At 60.3% G+C, this 7,017-nt stretch carries 5 protein-coding genes and 1 rRNA gene; 3 read left to right on the top strand and 3 right to left on the bottom strand.

Translation table 11 applies throughout. The features are described 5' to 3' along the window. Nucleotides 1-509: ribosomal RNA gene (locus tag TR36_RS13230) — 16S ribosomal RNA — on the bottom strand; the annotation flags it as partial. Between the two features lie 416 nt (nucleotides 510-925). Next, on the bottom strand, nucleotides 926-1,525 hold the full coding sequence (locus TR36_RS13225; protein ID WP_045386678.1) for a hypothetical protein: 600 nt from the start codon (nucleotides 1,523-1,525) through the stop codon (nucleotides 926-928). Between the two features lie 111 nt (nucleotides 1,526-1,636). On the opposite strand from TR36_RS13225, the gene TR36_RS13220 reads away from it, so the two are divergent. Together TR36_RS13220 and lexA are read left to right on the top strand one after the other, a co-directional pair. Next, entirely contained in the window at nucleotides 1,637-2,695 is a 1,059-nt protein-coding gene (locus tag TR36_RS13220; RefSeq protein WP_045388640.1) for a lysine-2,3-aminomutase-like protein, read from the top strand. A gap of 54 nt (nucleotides 2,696-2,749) precedes the next feature. Beyond that, nucleotides 2,750-3,433: a transcriptional repressor LexA gene (gene lexA / locus TR36_RS13215; RefSeq protein ID WP_045386680.1), complete on the top strand. Its 684-nt coding sequence runs from the start codon at nucleotides 2,750-2,752 to the stop codon at nucleotides 3,431-3,433. Nucleotides 3,434-3,456: 23 nt separating this feature from the next. Here lexA and TR36_RS13210 read toward each other — a convergent pair whose 3' ends face one another. After that, nucleotides 3,457-5,505 (bottom strand): ComEC/Rec2 family competence protein, encoded by a 2,049-nt coding sequence (locus TR36_RS13210; RefSeq protein ID WP_062763463.1) that lies wholly within the window; start codon nucleotides 5,503-5,505, stop codon nucleotides 3,457-3,459. A 73-nt stretch (nucleotides 5,506-5,578) separates the two neighbouring features. Here TR36_RS13210 and gltX point away from each other — a divergent pair, with 73 nt between their 5' ends. Then, a complete protein-coding gene (gene gltX, locus TR36_RS13205; protein WP_045386683.1) occupies nucleotides 5,579-6,976 on the top strand; it encodes a glutamate--tRNA ligase in 1,398 nt (465 codons plus the stop codon). The last annotated feature ends 41 nt before the right edge of the window (nucleotides 6,977-7,017 follow it).

The raw sequence follows: 7,017 nt of genomic DNA, 5'->3' as shown, positions 1-7,017 counted from the left end.
GTAATTCCGAACAACGCTAGCCCCCTCCGTATTACCGCGGCTGCTGGCACGGAGTTTAGCCGGGGCTTCTTCTGCTGGTACCGTCATTATCTTCCCAGCTGAAAGATCTTTACAACCCTAAGGCCTTCATCAATCACGCGGCATGGCTAGATCAGGCTTGCGCCCATTGTCTAAGACTTCCCCACTGCTGCCTCCCGTAGGAGTCTGGGCCGTGTCTCAGTCCCAGTGTGGCTGATCATCCTCTCAAACCAGCTATGGATCGTCGGCTTGGTGAGCCATTACCTCACCAACTACCTAATCCAACGCGGGCCAATCCAAAGGCGATAAATCTTTNCCCCGAAGGGCACATACGGTATTACTCCCAGTTTCCCGAGGCTATTCCGTACCTTTGGGTATGTTCCCACGCGTTACTCACCCGTCCGCCGCTAAGTCCGAAGACTTCGCTCGACTTGCATGTGTTAGGCCTGCCGCCAGCGTTCGTTCTGAGCCAGGATCAAACTCTCAAGTTGAAAGTCCCGAAGGACTATCCTTGACGTCGAAACCTTCGCACATCTAACCTGGTCATAAAAACCAGGTTAACCTTCTGTCCGTTAGTCAAAAACCAACAAGACAGTGAAGCTAAACTATCATCATCGCCAAAAGGCTAGATAGCCAGAATATGCAAACATCCAGACGCCGAAGCAACCAAACCGCCCGCATATCCCTTCAGAATATACATCAATGTCAAAGAGCAGGGACTAAAAATTTGCAGGAAACGCTAAACTCAGCGCTTCCAACCGCTTCCTAATCCACCCAAGCGTTCCCGCCCGCCCCGATCCGTCTCCGTTTCGGTAAGGCGGTGTCTAAGACCAACTAACAAAACACGCAAGAAGAAAATCCGGATTAATTCATAAAACCTACAAAGTACTGTTAATATTATGAAAAACTACGACTTTGCAGGCGCATAGTTCACCTGAGTGAACAAATTCTGTACCAAACTCAGGTCTTTCGGGCCGATAAGTCCGGGAATCAGCTCGAAAATCGCGAGTCGCCCTTCCTTTTGGACCGGTGCACAAATCGCCTCCACCGCATGATAGGCTTTCCGCCCTGCATAATCATCGAACAGAACCAGCGTAGGCTTGGTGATGCGGATTGCACAGGTTGCGAAACACGCCGGCCGCAGCAGGCCATCGATGAGCACCACATCGGGCTCTTCAAATTCCGGCCGGTCCCATATGCCGACCGGATAGGTATGGAACTTTGGCCATTGGCGTGGACTAACTGGCCTTCCCCACTCACCCGTCGGGCCCACATCCCCGTGGTGGATCGTCACTTCGGACTTTGCGCCATCGACCGCCCGTCGCAATCGTGCGCACCAATCGGGATCGGACTCCACACAGAATACCCGCTTCTCCTCCATTCCGGCTGCAAGCAATGTCGAACCGCCGCCGCCGTATTCAAGGATAACGCGCGCGCACGCGTAGGCTTCGCGCAAAAACCCCGCCTCGTGCTCCGGCATTGTCAGTTTGATCGATGTGGTGTCCATGCCCTGCCCCTTCATTTTGCTCCATTGATAGGAATGCCGCAGGCAAAGGCCAGCAGGAAGGCGCCCCAGCTTGCAAAAATGCGCACTGTCATCCATATGGGCGCTTTCTCGATGCGAGGCCCGCCCGTGACCAAACGCGCGATCGAAAGCCTGTCCGACCTGCAGCGTGCGGGTCTGATCCCGGCCCCCACCAGCACGTTGCAGGATGTGGCCGACACATTCCGTATCCGCATGACACCGGAGATGCACAAGGCCGGGGATGCCGCCGTCAACGCCCAGTTCGTTCCGACCGAGGCCGAAGCCGTCATCAGGCCAGAAGAGCTTTACGATCCCATCGGGGATGCCGCATTCAGCCCCACCGCAGGCCTGACCCATCGCTACCCCGATCGCGTGATCCTGCACTCTACCCAGACCTGCGAGGTCTACTGCCGCTTCTGCTTTCGCCGCGAAGGCGTGGGCCAGGAGGGGGCACTGCCGGATGCGGACATGGAAAAGGTCCTTGCCTATCTCCGCGAGACATCGGCCGTACGAGAGGTAATCCTGACCGGCGGTGATCCAATGGTGCTCTCACCCCGTCGGATCGCACGCCTGATGCAGGCGCTTGCGGCCATTCCGCATGTCGATGTCATCCGCTTTCATACCCGCGTACCGGTCGTGGCCCCACAGCGCATCACCGAGGCGTTGATCGAAGCGCTGGATGTGCGCCCTGCGGTATTCGTCGTGGTTCACACCAATCATGCCGCCGAAATTACCGAAGCCGCATCCGAGGCCCTGCGCCGCCTTACGCGCGCAGGCATTCCTCTGCTGTCGCAAAGCGTTCTGCTGCGCGGTATCAACGATGACGCGCAGGTGCTGGCCGATCTTTTCCGCACATTAGTCCGCAACCGAGTGAAACCCTATTACCTGCACCATTGCGATCTGGCACGCGGCACCAGCCATTTCCGCACCACGATCGCCGAAGGGCAAAAGCTGATGCAGACCCTTCGCGGCGATCTGTCAGGCATTGCCATGCCCACCTATGTGATCGACATTCCGGGCGGGCATGGCAAGGTCCCCCTCGTATCCGACTACCTGACACGGACCGGAACCGGCAGATACCGGATCACGGACTGGCGCGGCGGCGTTCACGACTACGCCGATCCGCCTCGTGAAGATCCGACAAGTGCTTGACACAAATCAGGAACACGGGCAGAACAAGCGCGGAACAATGAGGGAGAGATCCGCATGCTGACGCGCAAACAGATGGAGCTGCTGGATTTCATTCGCCAACGGATGGACCGTGACGGCGTGCCCCCCTCTTTCGACGAAATGAAAGAGGCGCTGGAGCTTCGGTCGAAATCGGGTATCCACCGGCTGATTACCGCATTGGAAGAACGGGGTTTTATCCGTCGTCTTGCCCATCGGGCCCGTGCCATCGAAATCGTGAAACTGCCCGAGGCCATGGAGCGTCAGGGGTTTGCCCCCCGCGTCATCGAAGGCAATCGCCCCAGAACACCGGCGCGTGCGCTCCCCGTCCGGATCGAGGCGCTGGATGTGCCGGTCATGGGAAAAATCGCAGCCGGCATCCCGATCGAGGCGATCCAGAACATCACGCATCACATCGCGGTTCCCGGGTCCATGGTTTCGGGGCGTGGAGAGCATTATGCCCTGACCGTCGAGGGCGATTCCATGATCGATGCGGGCATCAATGATGGTGACACGGTCATCATCCGTGAACAGTCGACCGCAGAAAACGGCGATATCGTCGTGGCACTGGTCGATAACAACGAAGCAACGCTCAAACGTTTCCGCCGCAAGGGTTCCATGATCTCGCTGGAGGCCGCAAACCCCGCCTATGAAACCCGCATCCTGCCCGAGGGGCATGTGAAGGTTCAGGGGCGTCTGGTCGGCTTGATCCGCAACTACTGAAAACTGGATCGCGGGGGCACGGCTCAGTGCCGCCCCCGGCTCCATACCCTCTGGCCGTTCTGCGTCGGGATGATCGTGATCCCCCCCTGCCCTGCCTGCAAGGCAACAGCGCCGGTCTTTTCCAGGCGTGCCTGATCCAGAACATTGCACCCTTCGGGAATGGCGGATGCCCGCGCGGCAAGGATCACGATCATCGCCCCCTCACACGCCTCGGCCAACCGCGCCTCGGCCCCCTTCCCCTTCAGATGGACCAGATCACCGGCCGGAAGCGTGATGCGCCGCATACTCCCCTCCCCTGAAAAGCCCGGCCTGTCCGCGGCCTTCTCCTGCGTGGCTATATCCCCGTCACGGATCAGCCAGCTGTCGGCCGCAAAACCCGCAGCCCTGGGAGAGGACAGGATCCGCCCCGCATCCCCCAGCACGCCCACCAGCGCCCCGTCATCGGACACCAGCACCATGGGCCTCGGCGAAATTCCCCATAGCCCAAAGGCCAGACCGACCACCGCAAGCCCCACAAACCGCGCACGCCCCTGCCACAGGATCCCCCATAACGCACCAAGGAACATCATTGGCAGGACGATCCCTGATGGCGCCGTGATCCCGCGCACCGCCCCACCCCATCCAGCAATCCAATGCGCCACGGCCAGTATCCAGTAGCCACCGGCCTGCATCATCCACATTCCGGGCTGCGGCAGGCCGATCGGCCCCAGAATGCTGGCAACGACCGCACCCGGCATGATCAGGGTGCCCATCGCGGGCACGGTCAGCAGGTTGGCGACCAGCCCGTATTCCGCATAGCGATTGAATTGCGCCGCAGCGATCGGCCCCGTAGCCATCCCCCCGATCAGCGAAGACAGCACAGCAGCATAGACAGGCACGCTCCACTTCGGCAGCTTTTCTCGGAATGTCAGCCGGTCAACCAGCCCGAAGCCCCAGACCAGCCCCACTGTCGCCGCCATGGACATCTGGAAACCGGCATTGATCAACGCTTCGGGCTGCAACGTCAGAAGGATCAGCCCCGACAGCGCAACGGTCCGCAACGACAGCGCCCGCCTGTCACACAGGATTGCGCCCAGCATGATGGCCGACATGATGAAAGCCCGCTCGGTCGCGACATTTCCACCCGACAGCGCCAGATAGAACCCCGCCACACCCAGTGAGGCCACTGCAGCGAGTTTCTTCGTGTTCAGCCGCAACGCTACCATCGGGATCAGCGCAAAACCGTATCGCAACACGGCAAAGGTGAATGTCACTAGAAACGCAAGGTTCATGCCTGAAATGGCCAGCAGATGCGACAGGTTTGAATCCCGCAGCGCCACCACCGTATCCTGCGTGATGCCGGAACGGTCGCCTGTGACAGAGCCGGACACGAATGCCCCGACCTGCCCGTGGATATGGGACTGCACCGTTTGCGACAATGCGGCCCGCAGGCGGGAAATGATCCGGGTGCCCGCTTCGGGGTTTTCCAGTGTCAGCACGGGGGTGCGTGTATAGCCCACAGCCCCCAGCCGGTCGAACCAGGCCATGCGCCTGAAATCGAAACCGCCCGGCTCTGACGGCGGCATTGGCGGGCCCAGAAATGCGGTCATCATTACCCGTGTCCCCGGTTGCGGCGTGAAATAGGATTGATCGCCGTGCAATGAAACGCGGACATGGTGCGGCACCTTCGCCGGATCGGTTCGTTCCAGCACCACACGGTCCAGCGTCAGACGCAGCTTGTCCGTGCCGGAGCGGTCTATCTCCACCACACGCCCCTCCACCGCGCCGTAATACCGCCAGTCCAGCACCGGTGCCTCGGCCAGCCAGGCCCGAAAGCCGATGCAAAGAAATCCGAATGCCACGAATGCCAGGGCCCAGGCCGGAACGCGCCAAAAATAGGGACCCCGCAGCGCCAGCCACAGCCCCCCGCCCGCAATGATGCCGATCCCCCCGTAGGCAAGGCCCGATGGTTCGTTCCGAACCGAAAACCACAGTCCGATACCGATGCCCATGAAAACCGGCAGGAACGGAAATAATGCCCCCTGCCGTTCTGCCAGCCCACCGAGTACGCGGGCCAGCACCTTGTCCTTCATGGTGGTATTGCCTAATCACGGAACCCAGAGAGTGTCTTCCCACAGGCATGGTTTCCAGAAGGTTAATGTCACGATGGATCAGATCGTCACCCGCTTCGCGCCCTCGCCCACGGGCTATCTGCATATCGGCGGGGGACGGACCGCGCTGTTCAACTGGCTGTATGCACGGGGGCGCGGCGGCAAGTTCCTGCTGCGGATCGAGGATACGGACCGCGAACGTTCCACCCCCGAAGCGACCGAGGCCATCCTGCGCGGCCTTCGGTGGATGGGGCTGGATTGGGATGGCGAGGCCGTCAGCCAGTTCGAGGCAAAGGACCGCCATGCCGAAGTGGCGCGCGAGATGCTGGCGCGCGGGGCTGCCTACAAATGCTTCTCCTCTCAGGAAGAGATCGAGGCCTTCCGCGAGGCAGCCCGGGCCGAGGGGCGCTCCACCCTGTTCCAGTCGCCCTGGCGCGATGCCGACCCCGCGACCCACCCGGATGCCCCTTATGTCATCCGCATGAAGGCCCCGCGCGACGGGGATACCGTGGTCGAGGACAAGGTGCAGGGCAGCGTCCGTTTCGGCAATGACCAGCTGGATGATATGGTGGTCCTGCGGTCGGACGGCACACCGACATACATGCTGGCCGTGGTTGTCGATGACCATGATATGGGCGTGACCCATGTCATTCGTGGCGATGACCACCTCAACAACGCCGCGCGCCAGCAGATGGTCTATAACGCGATGGACTGGGCCGTTCCGGTCTGGGCGCATATTCCGCTGATCCACGGTGCCGACGGGAAAAAGCTGTCGAAACGCCACGGCGCGCTTGGCGTCGAGGAGTATCAGGCGATGGGATACCCCGTGGCCGGCATGCGCAACTACCTTACCCGCCTGGGCTGGAGCCATGGGGATGACGAAATCTTTACCACGGAACAAGCACTTGAGTGGTTCGATCTGGGTGGTATCGGCCGGGCTCCGGCCCGTCTGGATTTCAAGAAGCTCGAACATACCTGCGGCCAGCACATCGCGATGGCCGATGATACGGCCCTTCTGGCTGAAATTGAGGCATTTCTGCAGGTCACAAATCAGACACCTCTGGATGATACGCAACGTCACCGGATGTCCGCAGGAATGTACTGTCTGAAGGATCGCGCCAAAACCCTGCCCGAATTGCTGGACAAAGCACGGTTCGCACTGATCTCGCGGCCGGTGACGCGCGATGAAAAGGCCGAAGCCGCGCTCGACTCTGCATCCCGTGGCATACTGAAAGATTTGACGACCCGTTTGTCCGGTGCTAGCTGGAACAAGCAAGAACTCGAGCTTATTCTGACGGCCGCAGCAGCGGATTATGGACTTGGTTTCGGCAAGCTAGCCGCCCCCTTGCGCGCCGCGCTGGCAGGGCGCAGTGTAACGCCGAGTGTCTATGACATGATGCTGGTCATCGGTCGGGACGAGACGATTGCGCGACTTGAGGATGCCGTAAACTAGGCACTTTTTTGGATATGCGCGCTATGGGGGTCCCTTGGCCC

This window comes from Falsirhodobacter sp. alg1 (assembly GCF_000739715.2).
GTDB lineage: Bacteria > Pseudomonadota > Alphaproteobacteria > Rhodobacterales > Rhodobacteraceae > Falsirhodobacter.
The sequence above is the reverse complement of the archived record's forward strand: the minus strand, read 5'-3'. Positions and strand labels throughout refer to the sequence as shown.

What these genes read in the sequence shown, in the direction of transcription:
- TR36_RS13225 (WP_045386678.1), bottom strand. Translation starts at nt 1,525, where the DNA reads ATGGACACCACATCGATCAAACTGACAATGCCGGAGCACGAGGCGGGG.
- TR36_RS13220 (WP_045388640.1), top strand. Translation starts at nt 1,637, where the DNA reads ATGCGAGGCCCGCCCGTGACCAAACGCGCGATCGAAAGCCTGTCCGAC.
- lexA (WP_045386680.1), top strand. Translation starts at nt 2,750, where the DNA reads ATGCTGACGCGCAAACAGATGGAGCTGCTGGATTTCATTCGCCAACGG.
- TR36_RS13210 (WP_062763463.1), bottom strand. Translation starts at nt 5,505, where the DNA reads ATGAAGGACAAGGTGCTGGCCCGCGTACTCGGTGGGCTGGCAGAACGG.
- gltX (WP_045386683.1), top strand. Translation starts at nt 5,579, where the DNA reads ATGGATCAGATCGTCACCCGCTTCGCGCCCTCGCCCACGGGCTATCTG.